Origin of the sequence: Streptosporangium sp. OZ121 (assembly GCF_051918885.1) — a bacterium.
GTDB lineage: Bacteria > Actinomycetota > Actinomycetes > Streptosporangiales > Streptosporangiaceae > Streptosporangium.
In genome coordinates this window covers 128,659-143,420 of record NZ_JBPXMC010000006.1, presented here as the reverse complement: position 1 = coordinate 143,420, position 14,762 = coordinate 128,659, and the positions used below count along the sequence as shown (strand labels likewise).

12 protein-coding genes are annotated in these 14,762 nt (G+C 71.4%); 10 read left to right on the top strand and 2 right to left on the bottom strand.

The genetic code is table 11. The features are described from left to right. Window positions 1-14 precede the first annotated feature (14 nt). The 3 genes from ACTOQ1_RS14435 to ACTOQ1_RS14425 all read left to right on the top strand — a co-directional run bounded on the left by ACTOQ1_RS14435 (window position 15) and on the right by ACTOQ1_RS14425 (window position 4,130). The gene (locus tag ACTOQ1_RS14435) at window positions 15-929 is read left to right on the top strand and encodes a DUF3068 domain-containing protein (RefSeq protein ID WP_440067353.1); all 915 of its coding nucleotides are present in this window, start codon (window positions 15-17) and stop codon (window positions 927-929) included. Window positions 930-1,127: 198 nt separating this feature from the next. Beyond that, window positions 1,128-2,243 carry an NAD(P)H-dependent flavin oxidoreductase gene (locus ACTOQ1_RS14430; RefSeq protein ID WP_440067351.1) on the top strand — a complete coding sequence of 372 codons (1,116 nt, stop codon included), beginning with the start codon at window positions 1,128-1,130 and terminating at the stop codon, window positions 2,241-2,243. A 69-nt stretch (window positions 2,244-2,312) separates the two neighbouring features. After that, a complete protein-coding gene (locus ACTOQ1_RS14425) occupies window positions 2,313-4,130 on the top strand; it encodes a hypothetical protein (RefSeq protein ID WP_440067349.1) in 1,818 nt (605 codons plus the stop codon). Between the two features lie 74 nt (window positions 4,131-4,204). On the opposite strand, the gene ACTOQ1_RS14420 is transcribed toward ACTOQ1_RS14425, so the two are convergent. Both ACTOQ1_RS14420 and ACTOQ1_RS14415 read right to left on the bottom strand, forming a co-directional pair. Beyond that, window positions 4,205-5,425, bottom strand: a complete 1,221-nt coding sequence (locus tag ACTOQ1_RS14420) for a cysteine desulfurase-like protein (protein WP_440067348.1) — start codon at window positions 5,423-5,425, stop codon at window positions 4,205-4,207. A gap of 81 nt (window positions 5,426-5,506) precedes the next feature. Continuing rightward, window positions 5,507-6,322, bottom strand: a complete 816-nt coding sequence (locus ACTOQ1_RS14415; RefSeq protein ID WP_440067346.1) for a crotonase/enoyl-CoA hydratase family protein — start codon at window positions 6,320-6,322, stop codon at window positions 5,507-5,509. A 367-nt stretch (window positions 6,323-6,689) separates the two neighbouring features. Here ACTOQ1_RS14415 and ACTOQ1_RS14410 point away from each other — a divergent pair, with 367 nt between their 5' ends. From ACTOQ1_RS14410 to ACTOQ1_RS14380, 7 genes are all read left to right on the top strand, one after another. Further along, window positions 6,690-8,240 (top strand): acyl-CoA synthetase, encoded by a 1,551-nt coding sequence (locus ACTOQ1_RS14410; protein WP_440067344.1) that lies wholly within the window; start codon window positions 6,690-6,692, stop codon window positions 8,238-8,240. Next, the gene (locus ACTOQ1_RS14405) at window positions 8,230-9,141 is read left to right on the top strand and encodes a Zn-ribbon domain-containing OB-fold protein (protein ID WP_440067342.1); all 912 of its coding nucleotides are present in this window, start codon (window positions 8,230-8,232) and stop codon (window positions 9,139-9,141) included. Before ACTOQ1_RS14410 ends, ACTOQ1_RS14405 begins: the two co-directional genes overlap by 11 nt. After that, window positions 9,142-10,161, top strand: a complete 1,020-nt coding sequence (locus ACTOQ1_RS14400) for a thiolase domain-containing protein (protein ID WP_440067340.1) — start codon at window positions 9,142-9,144, stop codon at window positions 10,159-10,161. It begins immediately after the preceding gene. 88 nt (window positions 10,162-10,249) lie between these two features. Beyond that, window positions 10,250-11,401, top strand: a complete 1,152-nt coding sequence (locus ACTOQ1_RS14395; protein WP_440067338.1) for a thiolase domain-containing protein — start codon at window positions 10,250-10,252, stop codon at window positions 11,399-11,401. Between the two features lie 19 nt (window positions 11,402-11,420). After that, window positions 11,421-13,007, top strand: a complete 1,587-nt coding sequence (locus ACTOQ1_RS14390) for an acyl-CoA synthetase (RefSeq protein WP_440067336.1) — start codon at window positions 11,421-11,423, stop codon at window positions 13,005-13,007. 189 nt (window positions 13,008-13,196) lie between these two features. Beyond that, on the top strand, window positions 13,197-13,643 hold the full coding sequence (locus ACTOQ1_RS14385; RefSeq protein ID WP_440067334.1) for a hypothetical protein: 447 nt from the start codon (window positions 13,197-13,199) through the stop codon (window positions 13,641-13,643). 98 nt (window positions 13,644-13,741) lie between these two features. Further along, window positions 13,742-14,473 carry a hypothetical protein gene (locus tag ACTOQ1_RS14380; RefSeq protein ID WP_440067333.1) on the top strand — a complete coding sequence of 244 codons (732 nt, stop codon included), beginning with the start codon at window positions 13,742-13,744 and terminating at the stop codon, window positions 14,471-14,473. The last annotated feature ends 289 nt before the right edge of the window (window positions 14,474-14,762 follow it).

Here is a 14,762-nt window from a genome sequence, read left to right as displayed (position 1 = left end):
CCCCTGGAGGAGCGATGCGTCGCGTCATCGGCTTGGTATTGATCGGTATCGGGGCGTTTCTCATCGTTCTCGCACCACTCGTGCGGTTCCAGGTCGCGACCGGCCTCATCGCCGCCCCCGCCGACCAGTACGGCATCAGCAAGCTGGAGGCCGTCGACGCCCAGTACTTCAGTCCCGGGGACCTGAAGGTGATGACGGGTGACCTCGACATCACCGTCACCACCAGGGGCGACGTCGCCGCGGCCGAGGGCGACCGGGTCGTCTGGGAGGAGGCGATGGCGGTCAACGACGTCACCAACCAGAACCCCCTCATCTCGTTCGTCGAGCGCCGCAGCGCGTTCAACAAGTACACCGGCGAGGGCGTCAACTGCTGCGACGTCAACATCGACAAGAACCCGGTGCGGCTCCAGGGGCAGATCTACAAGTGGCCCTTCGACGTCGAGAAGAAGACCTACAGCGTGTTCAACTCGACCACCGGCAAGGCGTTCGACGCCAAGTTCGTCGGCGAGGAGCAGGTCGGGGGGCTGAAGGTCTACCGGTTCGAGCAGGCCATCCCGCCGACCAAGACCGACACCATCACCGCCCCGGCCTCCGTCCTCGGCATGGACGACCCCGGCGACGTGCAGGTGGACCGCGTCTACGACGGCGTCAACACCTTCTGGATCGAGCCCGCCACCGGCTCGCCGGTCCGGCAGGAGCAGCAGCGTCATGAGGTGCTCAAGACCCAGGACGGAATCGAGCGCTCGCTGGCCTTCGTCGCCACCGCGAAGATGACCCAGGACACCGAGAACGAACTGGTCAAGAACGCGACCGAGGGCAGGAACACCATCACCATGCTGAGGACCACGATCCCGCTGGTGTCCCTGCTGCTGGGAGTGGTCCTGGTCGTCGTCGGCGCCGTGCTTTTGAGGCGCCGCACGCACGGCTGAGGTTCTCGGCGGGGGCGGTCCGACCGGAAGGCGCGGGAGGCCGCCTTTCCCGCCGAAGCGTTCACCGGGCCATTACTGCAACGTGTTTCACCCATTTTACCGGTTGATTACTCGCGAGTAGCTTTGAGTTCCGGCCGAAAGAAAGGTTCTAGACTAGAACGCGTTGCAGTTAGTTTCCGACGGTCGTACAGTCGACGCATGCGGACACGTGTCACCGACATGCTCGGGATAGAGTTGCCGATCTTCGCCTTCAGCCACTGCCGTGACGTCGTCGCCGAGGTCAGCCGCGCCGGTGGGATGGGCGTGCTCGGCGCCCTCTACTTCACCCCCGAAGAGCTCGAGATGGAGCTCAAGTGGATCGACGACCACGTCGACGGCAAGCCGTACGGCGTCGACGTGGTCATGCCCGCCTCGTACGCGGGCTCCGACCTCGGCGTCGACTCTCCTGAGGACCTCGTGGGACGGCTCCAGGGGATGATCCCCCAGGGGCACCGGGAGTTCGTCGACGGCCTGCTCGCCGCCCACGGCGTGCCGCCGCTGTCGGCCGACGCGGACGCGGGGAGGGTGCTGCTCGGCTGGACCGACGCCACCGCCCGGCCGCAGGTCGAGGTGGCGCTGAGACACCCGATCGCGCTGCTCGCCAACGCGCTGGGCCCGCCCCCCGCCGACGTGGTCGACCAGGCCCACGCCAAGGGGGTGAAGGTCGCCGCGCTCGCCTCCACCCCCCGGCACGCGATCAAGCAGGTCGAGGTCGGCGTGGACATCGTGGTGGCCCAGGGCACCGAGGCGGGCGGGCACACCGGGGAGATCTCCACGATGGTCCTCATCCCGCAGGTCGTGGACGCCGTCGACGTCCCCGTGCTGGCCGCGGGCGGCATCGGCGACGGCCGCCAGATGGCGGCCGGGCTCGCGCTCGGCGCCGAGGGCGTGTGGACGGGGTCGATCTGGCTCGCCGTGGAGGAGGCCGACACCTCCGAGGTGGTCAAGCGCCGCATCCTGGACGCCACCTCGCGCGACACCGTGCGCTCGCGGTCCTGGACCGGCAAGCCCGCCCGGCTGCTCAAGAACGAGTGGACCGACGCCTGGGAGTCCCAGGAGTCGCCCGGCACGCTCCCGATGCCGCTGCAGTTCATGCTGATCTCCGACGCGCTCCGCCGGATCGGCCGCTCCGACGCGACCGAGCTGGCGACCTTCCCCGCTGGGCAGATCATCGGCGCGATGAACCAGGTCAGGTCGACCCGCGATGTGGTGTTCAGCCTGGTAGAAGAGTATGTGGCGGCTATGGAACGGTTGGATCGCATAACGGGTGACTGAGTGGCACAGACGTTCGGATGTGCGCTAGAACCTCATCAGCGGTGATGTGGTTGACGAGGTTGGAGAGAGATGGCGCACCCCGAGGTCGACGAGGCCCCCGGCGTGGAGACGGCGATCGAGCCGCGTCCCCGCCGGAGGTGGGTTCCGGCCGTCGCCCTGGCGCTCATCGCCGCCCAGCTGGCCTGGCACGGAGTCCTCCTCGGCCGCGGCTACTTCTTCCTCGACGACCTCACGCTCACCGGCAGGGCGGCCTGGCAGGGGTTCGGCTGGGAGTTCCTCACCCAGATCTACGGCGCTCACCTGATGCCGGTCCCGATGGCGATCGTCGGGATCGTCACGGCCGTCCACCCCTACGGCTGGGGCCTGGCCGCCGCCTCGCTGCTCCTGCTGCAGCTCGGCGCGTCGCTGGCCGTGTTCCGCATGCTCAGGGTGCTCTTCGGCGAGCGCGCGGCCGTCCTGCTCCCGCTGGCGTTCTACCTGATCACGCCGATGGCCTTCACCGCCTCGTGGTGGTGGGCGGCGGGCCTGCAGGCGCTCCCGCTGCAGATCGCCGTCGCGATGGCGCTGGGCAGCCACGTCCTCTACCTGCGCGACGGCAGGTTCTCGCACGTCCTCGCGGCGGCCGGGTGGACCCTCCTCGGGCTCCTGTCGTTCCAGCTGAAGGCCACCGTCGCGATCCCGCTCCTGCTGCTGCTGGTCACGGTCCTCTACTTCCCCGAGCGGCCCCGCTCGCGGGTCCTCACCCGGCACGCGCGGGCCTGGGGGGTGTACGCCGGGCTGATCGCCGTCTACTCGGTCTACGTGCTCACCAAGCTCGGCGAGCTGCAGCAGTCGGCCAGGCTCCCCACGCCCGCCGAGGGGACGACGTTCGTCGCGCGGTTCTTCGGCGTCACCATGCCGACCTCCATCATCGGCGGTCCCGGCTGGTGGAGGGGAGAGCTGTCCGACCCCCCGGTCGCGGTGATCGCGCTCGCCTGGGCCGTCATCGTCGCCGCCATGGTGATCACCCTCCTCTGGCGGCGGGGGGCGTGGCGGGCCTGGACGATCCTGTTCCTGACCCCCGCGGTGCTGATGGTCCCGGTCTTCCTGGGACGCGGCCACCTGTTCTTCTCGGCGCAGGACACCCGCTACCTGGCCGACAGCGCCCTGGTCGTGACGCTCGCGCTCGGCCTCGCGACGCTTCCGCTGCTCGGCGAGAAGCGCCCCTACCGCCGCCGTGTCCCCCGGGGCCGGTCCGTCCGCGTGGCGGTGGGCGCGTCGGCCTGTGCCTTCCTGGCCTTCTCCGTCGTGTCGGTCGAGGGCTTCGTCGCCGGGCAGGAGGGCCACCGCGCCAGGACCGAGCGGTATCTGGAGTCCGTACGGGCCACCCTCGCCTCGGCGCCCGAGACGACCGACCTCTACCCGCACTTCCTCCCCGAGGACCTGATGTGGCTCTCCTTCGGCGAGGAGAACCTCAGCTCGCACCTGCTGAGCCCGCTGGCGCCGCCCGGCCTGGCCGCCCTCATGCGCCACCCGAGGCCGGCCGCGAGCCCGCGGGTCATCGACCCCCGGGGCGCGCTGGCCCCCGCCGGAGTCTTCGGCGGGTACGCCGTGCCCGAGTCCGGCGAGTGCTTCCCCCGCGCCGGTGGCGTCGTCACGATCCCGTTGCGGCACCGGGCCGAGACGGAGACGGAGACGCTCAGCCTCTCCTACGTCCGCGCGGAGGAGACCGCGGCCTACGTGCGGGTCGGCCCGGAGGAGACCGAGGTCGTCTTCGGCAGGGGAGCGGGGAAGATCTTCCTGCCGGTGAGCGCCGCCGCGCCCTCGATCCAGATCGAGATCCTGTCCCCCGACGCGGAGCTGTGCGTCACCCTCGCCGCCCTCGGCGGCGTCGTCCCCGCGAAGTGAGACCCGCGCATCTCCGCCGGGGACGGGCCGTCGCCGATCGGGACGGCTCGCACGCGGCGGGGTGACAGGATCGCCTACGCCCCCGGGCCGGACGTCCCGGCCAGCTCGCGGACGCCTTTCAGCAGCCTGTCCACGTCCGACTCGTCGGTGTACGGGGCGATCCCGGCCCGGATCGCCCCGGTGTCGCCGAGGCCCAGGCGCCGGGAGCACTCCAGCGCGTAGAAGCTGCTCGCGGGAGCGTTGACGCCGCGCTCGGCCAGGAAGCGGTAGGCGTCGGCGGGCCTGACGCGGTCGACGGAGAACAGCGTCGTGGGGGTACGGCGGCGCGACGCCGCGCCGTGGAAGGTCACCCCGGCGATCTCGGCCAGACCGGCGTCGAGCCGGTCGAGCATCGCCCGCTCGTGCTCCTCCAGCGCGGTCATCGAGCGGGCCAGGCGTTCGCGCCGGGTCCCCTCGCCGGGCACGAGAGCGGCGAGGAAGTCGACCGCCGCCGTCGTGCCGGCGAGCAGCTCGTACGGCAGCGTGCCCAGCTCGAAGCGCTCGGGCACCGCGTCGCTGGAGGGCAGCAGCTTGTCGGGGTGGACGGTCTCCAGCAGGCCGGGGTCGGCGGCGAGCACGCCCAGGTGCGGGCCGAGGAACTTGTACGGTGAGCAGGCGTAGAAGTCGGCTCCCAGCCGTCCGACGTCGACCAGGCTGTGCGGCGTCAGGTGCACGCCGTCGACGTAGAGCAGCGCCCCGGCCTCGTGCACCCGCTCGGCGATCGCCGGGACGTCCGGGCGGGTGCCCAGCAGGTTCGACGCGGCCGTGACGGCCACCAGCCGGGTGCGCCCGGTGAGCAGGCTCGCGATCGCGTCGACGGCCAGCTCGCCGCTCGCCGGGTCGAAGTCGGCCCGGCGCACCGTGACCCCGCGCGCCTCGGCGGCCTGGACCCAGGGCCGGATGTTCGCGTCGTGGTCCAGGGTGGTGACCACGACCTCGTCACCGGGACCCCACTCCTTGGCGAGCGCGCGGGCCATGTCGTAGGTGAGCTGCGTCATGCTGCGGCCGAACACGATGCCGCCCGGCGTACCGCCGAGCAGGTCGGCCATCGCCCGGCGCGCCCCGGTCACGATCCCGTCGGCGCGCCGCTCGGCGGCGGTCTCCACCCCCCGGTTGGAGACGGCGGACCGCAGCGCCCCGGCCACGGCCTCCGCGACCGCCTCGGGCACCTGCGAGCCTCCCGGCCCGTCGAAGTGCGCCGCGCCCTCGTCAAGCGCGGGAAAGCATGCCCGCACGGCCGCCACGTCGTATGCCATGAAACCTCCCAGGTCGCTCTCGACCCTACGGAAGCGTCCCGTTCTCCGCGGAAGCGGGGCACGGAAACCGGGCACGTCACATCATTCACCCCGGTAGGCGGCCGGGCGCTTCTCGCGGAAGGCCCGGGAGCCCTCCTTGGCGTCCTCGGAGCCGATGACCGGCCAGCCGATGGCGTCGGAGACCTTCAGCGCCTCGGCCTCGGGCAGGCCCAGGGTCTCGCGGTAGGCGCGGAGGATGGCCTGGACGGCGAGGGGGCCGCACTCGGCGATCTGGGCGGCGATCCCCAGGGCGGTCGTCAGCGCCTCGCCGTCGGGGACGACCCGGTTGACCAGGCCCATGGCCAGCGCCTCCCGCGCGGTGACGGCGCGGCCGGTGAGCAGGATGTCCATGGCGAAGGCGTACGGGATCTGGCGGGGCAGGCGGATCGCGGAACCGCCCATGGGGAAGAGGGCGCGGCGGGCCTCGAACAGGCCGAGGGTGGCGGACTCGGCGACCACCCGCATGTCGGTGCCGACGAGCAGCTCGGTGCCCCCCGCCACGGCGTACCCCTCGACCGCGCAGACGATCGGCTTCGTCGGCAGCGCGCCGGAGTCGCGGAGCAGGCCCTTCCAGTGGAAGTCGGGGATGGCCGCGGCCCGTTCCCTGACCCGGGCGTCCTGCGACGGGCTGCCCATGGCCTTCAGGTCGGCGCCCGCGCAGAACGTCCCGTGCGCGCCGGTCAGCACGGCGACGCGGACCTCGGGCTCCTCCGAGACGTACGCCCAGGCGTCGGCCAGGCCGACCAGCATGTCGGTGGAGAGCGCGTTCCTCGCCTCGGGCCGGTCCATGGTGACGACCACGACGTGACCGTCGCGCTCGACCCGGCAGTGCGGCGTGCTGATCGGCAGGAGTTCCACGGGACGACCTCCGTTGATTCACCAGGTGCTGATGGGAAATTCTGGATGCGTATCGTTCCCGCGCGGCCTCTGGCCGCCCGGGGGTGGGACCGGGGTTCCGGCAACCTCGGGCGGGGCACCGCCCGGGGTGGGACCGGGGTTCCGGCACCGCCGGGCGAGACGCCTCCCGGGGACACCGGTCCCGTATCGAAAGGGCGGGGCCCGTGCTCAGTCAAGCGCTTGCTAGGCGTACCTCGCGGGGTTAGTCTGCCCATGCGTACAAGAACAGATTCTTGTTCTAAATACCCCGTTCCGCCAGGGCTTGTCGCGATAAAGAGAACGTGATTCACTCCGGCGTGCCGGGGCCTTTCCACCGAGAGGATTTCCGATGGGTACGCTCGGTTTCTGGAGATTGGCACAGGCGGACCCCGAGTGGGTGGCCGCCGTCGACCCGGACGGCACCGAACACCGCGCCGGCGACCTGCTCGCCCGTGCCAACCGCCTCGTCCACGGCCTGAGGGAACTCGGCCTCAAGGCGGGCGACGGCATCTGCGGGCTCGTGCCCAACGGCTCCGACGGGCTCACCCTCTACCTCGCCGCCCTGCAGGCCGGCTGGTACTACACGCCGATCAACTGGCACCTCACCGGACCCGAGATCGGCTACATCGTCGCCGACAGCGAGGCGCGCGCCTTCTTCGTCCACGAGCGCTACGCCGAGGAGGGCCTGCGCGGCGCCGCCGAGTCGGGCATTCCCGCCGAGCGCGTCTTCGCGTTCGGGCGGGTGGAAGGTGCGCGGCCCGTCTCCGAGCTGACCGACGGGCAGCCGGACACCGCCCCCGCCGACCGTACGGCGGGCGCCACCATGCACTACACCTCCGGCACCACCGGCAAGCCCAAGGGCGTGCGCCGCCCGCTCAGCGGCCTGGACCCGGACGACGCCGCCGAGCTGATGTCGTTCCTGCTCACCCTGTTCGGCATCACCCCGGGCAAGGAGAACGTCCACCTGGTCACCTCGCCGAACTACCACACCGCCGTCACCCAGTTCGGGGGGACGGCCCTGCAGATGGGGCACACGCTCGTCTACATGGACAGGTGGGACGCCGAGGAGACGCTCCGGCTCTGCGAGAGGTACCGGGTCACCAACTCGCACATGGTCCCCACCCACTTCAAGCGCCTGCTCGCGCTCCCCGCCGACGTGCGGTCCAAGTACGACCTCTCCTCGCTCAGGTGGATGATCCACGCCGCCGCCCCCTGTCCGGTCCCCGTCAAGTGGGCCATGTTGGAGTGGTGGGGCGACTGCATCTACGAGTACTACGCGGCCACCGAGGGCGGCGGCACCCTCGCCACCCCGGAGGGCTGGAGGAGCCATCCCGGCACCGTCGGCACCGCCTGGCCGATCAGCGAGCTGCTCATCGTGGACGAGAACCTGGAGCCCGTGCCGACGGGGACTCCCGGAACCATCTACATGAAGATGATGGGCGTCCAGTTCGAGTACAAGGGCGACCCGGCGAAGACCGCGGCCAACCGGCTGCGCGACCACTTCACCGTCGGCGACATCGGCTACCTGGACGAGGAGGGCTTCCTCTTCCTCTGCGACCGCAAGGCCGACATGATCATCTCCGGCGGGACCAACATCTACCCGGCCGAGATCGAGAACGAGCTGATGGTCCACCCCAAGATCGCCGATGTGGCCGTGTTCGGCATCCCCGACGAGGAGTGGGGCGAGCAGATCAAGGCCGTGGTCGAGCCCGCGGCCGGTGTCGTCCCCTCGCCCGAGCTGGCGGCCGAGCTCGTCGAGTCGCTGCGGGGCCGCCTGTCGAGGATGAAGTGGCCGAAATCCGTCGACTTCATCGCGGAGATGCCCCGCGAGCCCAACGGCAAGCTCCTCAAACGCAAGCTGCGTGACCCGTACTGGGAGGGACACGAACGTGCCATCTAGCGAAGACACCCGGGCGCCGCTGCGGGCGCGGCACGTGCTGGAGTTCCCCGGCGGATACACGCGCACGACCGGACCGGTGATCGGGCGCTTCCTCACCGAGCTGCGGGACGGGCGGCTCGTCGGGGTCCGCACGGCGGGCGGGCGCACGCTGGTGCCGCCGCTGGAGTACGACCCGGAGACCGGCGACGCCGTGACCGGCGAGTTCGTCGAGGTCGGCCCGGCCGGCACCGTGGAGAGCTGGGCGTGGGTGACCACCCCGAGGAAGAACCATCCGCTGGACCGGCCGTTCGCCTGGGCCCTCATCCGGCTGGACGGCGCCGACACCGCGCTGGTGCACGCGGTGGACGCCGGCGACGTCAGGGCGATGCGACCCGGGCTGCGGGTGCGCCCGCGCTGGCGGGCCGGGCGCACCGGGCACATCACCGACATCGAGAGCTTCGTCCCCGAGGTCACCAGGATCGTCTCCGAGGTGAGCGCCGAGTACACCGTGACGCCCGGCCGGGCGCTGACCCGCTTCCTGGAGGGGGTCGCCGAGGGCGTCCTCATCGGCTGCCGGTGCGGCACCTGCCGCAAGGTCTACGTGCCCTACCGGCTGTCCTGCCCCGAGTGCGGGGTGGCGGTCACCGAGGAGGTGGTCGTCCCGGACACCGGCACGATCACCACCTTCGCCATCAACAACCTGCCCGACCCGCGGGCCCCCGAGGTGCCGTTCGTCTCGGCGTACATCCAGCTCGACGGCACCGACATCCCGATGATCGCCCTGGTCGGCGGGATCCCGGCCCACGAGGTGCGCCAGGGCATGCGGGTGCGGGCCGTGTGGGTGCCCGAGGAGGAGCGGACGACGTCCATGTCGAACATCAAGTGGTTCGCCCCCACCGGCGAGCCGGACGCGGAGCTGTAGATGCGGGAGATAGCGGTCGTCGCGTTCGCGCAGACCCGGCACAGCGCCGTCGACGAGGGACAGAGCGAGGCCGAGCTCATCCTGCCCCCGCTGGAGGAGGTGAGGGCGGCCACCGGGCTGCGGAAATTCGGCTTCACCTGCTCGGGGTCGTGCGACTACCTGGCGGGGGCGCCGTTCTCGTTCGTCTCCGCGCTCGACGCGCTCGGCGCCTGGCCGCCGATCTCGGAGAGCCACGTCGAGATGGACGCGGCCTGGGCGCTGTACGAGGCCTGGGTCAGGCTCCAGCACGGCGACGTCGACTCTGCCCTGGTCTACGGCTTCGGCAAGTCGTCCCAGGGGGACCTGCGGGAGATCATGACGCTCCAGCTGGACCCGTACTACCTCGCCCCCCTCGGGCTGGACCAGGTCTCCTTCGCCGCGCTGCAGGCGTCGGCCACCGGGGCGGACCGGGCCGAGCTGGACGAGATCGTGCGGCGCAGCCGCGCCGACGGCAGGGCCAACCCGTACGCCCTCGACCTGCCGGACCCCACGGGCGAGGATGCGGAGGTCGCGCCGCTGCGGCCGTACGACATCGCCCCGATCACCGACGGCGCCGCCGCGGTGGTGCTGGCGGCCGGTGACCTGGCCAGGGAGCTGTGCGAGCGCCCCGCGTGGATAACGGGGATCGCCCACCGGATAGAGCCGCACTACCTGGGCATGAGGGACCTCGCCCGGTCGGCCTCCGCCGCCGACGCCGCACGCGCGGCGGGGGCCGGTAAGGGTGACGTCGACGTGGCAGAGCTGCACGTCCAGTTCAGCCACGAGGAGATCGTCCTGCGCGAGGCGCTGGAGCTTCCCGGGGGCACCCGCGTCAACCCGAGCGGCGGCCCCCTCGCCGCGAACCCGGTGATGGCCACCGGCCTCATCAGGATCGGCGAGGCGGCCGGGCGCGTCATGGACGGCACCGCGGGCCGCGCCCTCGGGCACGCCACGAGCGGCCCCTGCCTCCAGCACAACCTCGTCACCGTGATGGAGGCATGAGAAATGGAGCGAACCCGACGCAGCGAGCGGAGTGGGCCGCGCAGCGGAGCAAGCGGTCCGCGTAGTGAGCGAGGAGCGGTGAGCGACCATGGGTAACCCCTGCGCCGTCATCGGTGTCGGCCAGACTCACTACACGACCAAGCGGCGCGACGTCTCCCTCGCCGGGCTGGTCCGCGAGGCGGCCCTGCGCGCGCTGGAGGACGCGGGCCTGACCTGGAAGGACATCGACGCGGTCGTCATCGGCAAGGCGCCCGACCTCTTCGAGGGCGTGATGATGCCCGAGGCCTACCTCGCCGACGCGCTGGGCGCCGCGGGCAAGCCGATGATGCGGGTCCACACGGCCGGCTCGGTCGGCGGGTCCACCGCGCTCGTCGGCGCCTCGCTCATCCAGGGCGGCGTGCACGACCGGGTGCTGGTGGTGGCGTTCGAGAAGCAGTCGGAGTCCAACGCCACCTGGGCCCTGTCCACCCACCTGCCGTTCAGCGCCTCGCTGGTCGTCGGCGCGGGCGGCTACTTCGCCCCGCACATCCGCGAGTACATCCGCCGCTCCGGCGCCCCCGAGCACGTCGGCCACCTGGTGGCCGTCAAGGACCGGCTCAACGCGCTGAAGAACCCGTACGCGCACCTCAAGATCCCCGGAATCGACCGGAAGATGGTCGAGTCGACCCCGATGCTCTGGGAGCCGATCCGCTACCTCGACACCTGCCCGTCCTCCGACGGCGCCTGCGCGATGGTGCTGGCCGCGGAGGACAAGCTCACCGGCGGCACCCCCGCCTGGGTCCTCGGCACCGCGATGCGCTCCGAGCCGATCTTCCGCGCGGGCCGCGACACCGTGAACCCGCAGGGCGGCAAGGACTGCGCGGCCGACGTCTACCGGCAGGCCGGGATCACCGACCCGCGCCGGGAGATCGACGTGGCGGAGGTGTACGTGCCCTTCTCCTGGTACGAGCCGATGTGGCTGGAGAACCTCGGCTTCGCCGCCGAGGGGGAGGGCTGGAAGCTCACCGAGTCCGGGGCCACCGCCCTGGACGGCGACATCCCGTGGAACGCCTCGGGCGGCGTGCTGTCGAGCAACCCGATCGGCGCCTCCGGGCTGATCCGGTTCGCCGAGGCGGCGCTCCAGGTGCGGGGGATGGCGGGGGAGCACCAGGTGGACGGCGCCAGGCGGGCCCTCGGGCACGCGTACGGGGGAGGCGCGCAGTTCTTCGCGATGTGGATGGTCGGCAGCGACAAACCCTGATCCCCCAGGAGGGGTGCGAATGGAGTTCAACCACGCGGATCTTTTCGAAGGGGTCGCCGACGCGGTCGGGCACCGTACGGCCGTCATCTGCGGCGACCGCCGCATGACCTACGCCGAGCTGGACGCGCACGCCAACCGGCTCGCCCACTTCCTCCAGAGCAGGGGCGTGCGCCCCGGGCAGCACGTCGGGATCCACCTGTACAACGGCATCGAGTACGTGGCCGGGCTGCTGGCCGCCCTCAAGATCCGGGCGGTGCCGGTCAACGTGAACTACCGCTACGTCGAGGCGGAGCTGCTCTACCTCTACCGGGACTCCGACATCGTGGCCCTGCTGTTCGACGTGGAGTTCGACGCCCGGGTGGCGGCCACCGCCCCGGACGCCCCCGCTCTGGAACACCTGATCGCGGTGGGGGGACCGTCCCAGGTCGAGGGCGCGGTGCCGTACGAGGAGGCGCTGGCCGGGCAGCCGGAGACGCGCGGGTTCCCCGAGCGGTCTGGCGACGACCTCTACATCATCTACACCGGCGGCACGACCGGCATGCCCAAGGGCGTGATGTGGCGCACCGAGGACCTGTTCTTCGCCTTCGGCGGCGGCAACCCCTACGGCGAGCCGCGCGCCACCCCGGGCGAGGTGGTCGAGGCGGCCGTCGCGGCAGGCGAGATGACCATGATGGCCGCGGCCCCGCTGATGCACGGCGCCGCCCAGATGGGCACGTTCATCACCTGGTGCATGGGCGGCACGATCGCGTACGTCCGCAAGTTCGACGCGGCCGACGTGCTGCGGACGATCGAGCGGGAGAAGGTCCTGACGCTCAACATCACCGGGGACGCGATGGCCCGCCCGCTGGTCGAGGAGATCGCCACCGGCGCCTACGACCTGTCCTCGCTGTTCGTGCTGAGCTCCACCGGCGCGATCCTCAGCGGTTCGGTGCGCGAGCGCCTGGAGGAACTGCTGCCCGGCAAGATGATCGTCGACAGCTTCGGCTCCACCGAGTCCGGCTACACCGCCTCGGCGGTGCCCGGTTCCTCTCCCGAGTCCGGGCTGCGCTACCAGGCGAACCCCCAGGCCACCATGGCCGTGCTCAACGAGGTCCTGGAACCGGTCAAACCCGGCTCGGACGAGCTGGGCACCGTGGCCAGGAGCGGGCGCATCGCCTCCGGCTACTACAAGGACGAGGCCAAGACGGCCCGCACCTTCGTGACGGACAAGGACGGGGTCCGCTGGCTGCTCACCGGCGACATGGCCAAGGTCGAGGAGGACGGCACCATCGCGATCTTCGGCCGGGGTTCCGCCTGCATCAACACCGGCGGGGAGAAGGTCTTCCCCGAGGAGGTCGAGGCGGTGCTCAAGGGCCACCCGGCGGTCTTCGACGCGGTCGTGACCGGCATCCCGGACGAGCGCTGGGGCAACCGGGTGGCTGCGGTCATCGAGCCGCGCCCCGGAACGTCGCCGACGGCCGAGGAACTCCAGGCCCACTGCCGGGAGAAGATCTCCGGCTACAAGGTGCCCAGGACCTTCGCCTTCGTCGAGCAGATGGTCCGCTCCCCGGCGGGCAAGGCCGACTACCGCTGGGCCAGGACGACCGCCGAGGCCGCCCGTTCCTGACGGCCCTTCTGATGTCACCCGGCGAGCTGATCCGGCCCGCCGGGTGAGCCGGAGTGATTCTCCTCTCGTTTTCTATTTATACAATTACATATTGTATAAACTAACGACCATGACCTACGTGATCGGACGACCGCGCCTGGACGCGCCTTACCGGGCCCGCGTGGAGGAACGGCCGGTGGAGGGCACGTCATGACCGAGACGCAGGCGCTCGCCATCGGTGCCGCCGTGACGTTCGTCTGGCTCGGCATGGTGCTGGCGATCTCCTTTCTGGAGGCACCGCTGAAGTTCCGTGCCCCCGGCGTGACCACGAGGATCGGGCTCGGCATCGGGCGGCTGGTCTTCCGCGCCCTCAACACGGTCGAGGCCGTCCTCGCCACCGTGCTCCTGAGCGTGCTGGCCGTCGAGACCGTCGTCTCCGGCCTCCCGCCGGCCGGCACCGTCACCCCGGCGGCGGTCGCGGTCGTGACCCTGGCCGTGCAACTGGCGGTGGTACGTCCACGACTGGCGCGCAGATCCGACCGAATTCTCGCCGGGCGGGACGCGCCGCGTTCGAAGGGCCACCACGCCTACGTCGCCCTGGAGGTGGTCAAGGTCGTCGCCCTGGTCGTCACCGGGGTCATGCTCCTGGCGAGCTGAACACCCCCGGCGTACGGTCCGGAGGGGCCCGGCGGGGGAGGTCGCGTGGTCCGGTGAGGTGTGAACCGCCCGGGTGGCCGATCCGTTCCTGAGGTGTGATGCGTTTTCTGCGGACCGCCGTCCTGCTCCCGCTCCTCCTCGTGATCGGCTGCTCAGGGAACGGCACCACCGCCACCGTCGAGACCACCGCGCCCGCCGGGGAACGGCCGGGTGCCGTCGTCGTCCGGTACGTCAGCTGCGGCGGGATGACGTGCGAGGGCGGGGACAGCATGAGCGTCACCGCAGACGGCCGGGCCGTCTCGCTGCGCGACGCGGAACTCGTCGTCGTCCCGCTCCCGGCGGCCGAACTGCGCGACCTGCGGGCCGGGCTCGTCGAATCCCTGGCCGGGCGGGAGGGCACGCTCGACCGTACGGGAGGGGCCACCGACCAGCCCTTCGCCGTCGTCACCGTCGTGGACTCCGGCGGGAAGGCCCACGAGACCCGGCTGGAGGGGACGCCGACGCCGGAGGACGCGCCGATCGTCGCCGCGACCGGGCGCCTCTCGAAGCTGACCGCCAGGATCCGCTCCACCGGCACGCCCGACGTCACCGCGCCGATCACGGTGACGATGTACGAGGACCCGAGCGCCCGGCCCAGGCGGCAGGCGACCTGGCCCGAGGGCATCACCACGCCGATCGAGGCCGCGACCGGCGGCAACTTCGGCACCCGGACCTACCGGGGACGCGAGGCGACGACACTGCGCGCCGCCCTGGGCAAGGCGGGGGACAACGTGACGGTGACCGCCGGGGGCAAGACCCTGATCGCCCGCTGGGAGGCGATGCTTCCTTGACGTCGATGGGGGAGCCCGCGTACCGGTCCTGTAGCGGGACGGGGTGTGTTCAGGGGCGAGCCGGTGCCAAGGCCGGGACAGGCGGCCCTGGTCGTGCGAAGGAGAGTGAGGCGTGCACGAGCTGAGAAGGTTGTTCGAGGATGTCGCCCGTGGGGTCTTTCCCGATGCCGACGCTCCACGCTTCGAGCACTTCTACCTGTGCCGACCCTGACAACGCCAACCACCGCCGAGACACACCGGCCAACCGGACAGGCCCGCCGGCGACACGGACCCGAGTGAGGGCTGCGCC

What these genes read in the sequence shown, in the direction of transcription:
- ACTOQ1_RS14435 (WP_440067353.1), top strand. Translation starts at nt 15, where the DNA reads ATGCGTCGCGTCATCGGCTTGGTATTGATCGGTATCGGGGCGTTTCTC.
- ACTOQ1_RS14430 (WP_440067351.1), top strand. Translation starts at nt 1,128, where the DNA reads ATGCGGACACGTGTCACCGACATGCTCGGGATAGAGTTGCCGATCTTC.
- ACTOQ1_RS14425 (WP_440067349.1), top strand. Translation starts at nt 2,313, where the DNA reads ATGGCGCACCCCGAGGTCGACGAGGCCCCCGGCGTGGAGACGGCGATC.
- ACTOQ1_RS14420 (WP_440067348.1), bottom strand. Translation starts at nt 5,425, where the DNA reads ATGGCATACGACGTGGCGGCCGTGCGGGCATGCTTTCCCGCGCTTGAC.
- ACTOQ1_RS14410 (WP_440067344.1), top strand. Translation starts at nt 6,690, where the DNA reads ATGGGTACGCTCGGTTTCTGGAGATTGGCACAGGCGGACCCCGAGTGG.
- ACTOQ1_RS14400 (WP_440067340.1), top strand. Translation starts at nt 9,142, where the DNA reads ATGCGGGAGATAGCGGTCGTCGCGTTCGCGCAGACCCGGCACAGCGCC.
- ACTOQ1_RS14395 (WP_440067338.1), top strand. Translation starts at nt 10,250, where the DNA reads ATGGGTAACCCCTGCGCCGTCATCGGTGTCGGCCAGACTCACTACACG.
- ACTOQ1_RS14390 (WP_440067336.1), top strand. Translation starts at nt 11,421, where the DNA reads ATGGAGTTCAACCACGCGGATCTTTTCGAAGGGGTCGCCGACGCGGTC.
- ACTOQ1_RS14385 (WP_440067334.1), top strand. Translation starts at nt 13,197, where the DNA reads ATGACCGAGACGCAGGCGCTCGCCATCGGTGCCGCCGTGACGTTCGTC.
- ACTOQ1_RS14380 (WP_440067333.1), top strand. Translation starts at nt 13,742, where the DNA reads ATGCGTTTTCTGCGGACCGCCGTCCTGCTCCCGCTCCTCCTCGTGATC.